At 41.5% G+C, this 1786-nt stretch carries 1 protein-coding gene; it reads left to right on the forward strand.

The features are described 5' to 3' along the window. A partial coding sequence (locus C8P70_RS13680) for a choice-of-anchor J domain-containing protein (RefSeq protein ID WP_133713852.1) occupies window positions 1–1786 on the forward strand: 1786 nt, incomplete at both ends.

Raw genomic sequence — 1786 nt, forward strand, 5'->3', positions numbered from 1 at the left:
GAGTTTTACGTTCGTACTGGTTGTGGAAACGGAAAATACGGAGAGTGGTCCGGACCTTATATATTTAAAACAGCTTGCGGAGTGTTTACTACACCTTTTTGGGAAGGATTTAACACTAACTCCAAGACATTAGAATGCTGGACAATAGTTGACGGGAATCATGACTCAACATCTCCAACAAGTAGTAATATATGGAAAACAGTAACAACAAATTATGAAGGTAGTCACTCTATGTATTTTTATGGAGCACAGGCAGATGCTTCTTTGCGACCACATGACGACTGGTTGATATCGCCTACGATTACGTTTGAAGCAGGAAAAATGTATCGTTTAAAATATCATTATCGTCCTACTTCTACAACTACATACGATTATGAGTTTGAGGTGTTGTTGTCTAATTCGGGTATAGACAATATGAATAAGTTTACAACTACGGTTGTTCCTAAAAAGAAATACGATCCAACTACAGCCTGGGAGGAAGAATATGTTTTTATATCAGGAATAAGCGGGGATGTTAATCTTGCCTGGCATGTAACCTCTTCAACGCAATATACTTATGTATATATTGATAATGTGTTTGTAGAAGAAGTGCAGGGCTGTCCAGAGCCATTACCAGAAACTCTAGGGGCAAAAGATGAGAAGAGTGATAGTGTAACCTTGTTCTGGGACGATGATTTTGGAGCGACAGCCTGGGAATATTATATTCAGGAAGAAGGAGGAGCAGTTCCTACCGCAAGCGGTATAGCCACTACTACTAAAGAAAACGTTGCTACCTTGGACGGTACAGGTAATGCGCTGAAACCCAATACGGATTATGAGTTTTATGTTCGTACCAACTGTGGTAATGGAGAATACAGTATTTGGCAGGGACCATACCGGTTTACTACAGCTTGCGGAGTTTATGATACGCCGTTTTGGGATGGATTTAATACAGCAGATAAAACATACAGATGCTGGACGGTTATAGACGGCAATGGAGATTCTACTTCTCCAACAGGAAGTAATATCTGGAGACTTTATAACACGGCTTCAGGCGTCTATGAAGGAGATCAGTCGATGTATTTTTATGGTTTATCCGGAAAAACACATGATGATTGGCTCATTTCCCCTACGATAGAAATGGATCCGTCGCTGTATGTCTTAAAATATCGCTATAAAACCAGTGCAACCACAACTTATAACAGTTCATTTGAAGTACTGTTATCCTCTCAAGGGGTAGATACGACTAAATTCACAACTACTGTATTGCCGACTGAGGTTTATAGAGAAGCGAACTGGAAGGAAAGAGTAGTGTTCTTTAACGGCGTTGCCGGAGATGTTAATTTAGGCTGGCATGTAAATTCTACCGGATATACGTATGTTTATTTAGACGATGTTACGATTAAAAAAGTAGAGACCTGTCCGGAGCCTTACCATGTAACAATAACCAATGAAACTTCAACTTCAATAGAGTTAGAATGGGAGCAGTACGGAGGAATAACCAGCTGGGAGGTTATTGTAGTTAATTATGGAGAAGATGAGACGGCAACACCGGTTCAGAAAGTGACGGTAAGCGGAACGCCCAAAACAACAGTGACGGGATTAAGCGGCGGAAAAGCGTATACGGTTTATGTACGGGCAAAATGTGAGGACGGCAAATCTTCGAGTGATTGGAGCACAGCGGTTGATACAGGAACCAAAACAGGAGCAAACGACGAGTGTTCTGGGGCTGTAAATATTCCGGTGAATAAAGGAATGGACTGTGAGCAAACGGTTGCGGTTTCCATGATGGGCGCTACAGAAAGCG

It is taken from the genome of Myroides indicus, from assembly GCF_004364575.1.
Taxonomy (GTDB): Bacteria; Bacteroidota; Bacteroidia; order Flavobacteriales; family Flavobacteriaceae; genus Flavobacterium; species Flavobacterium indicum_A.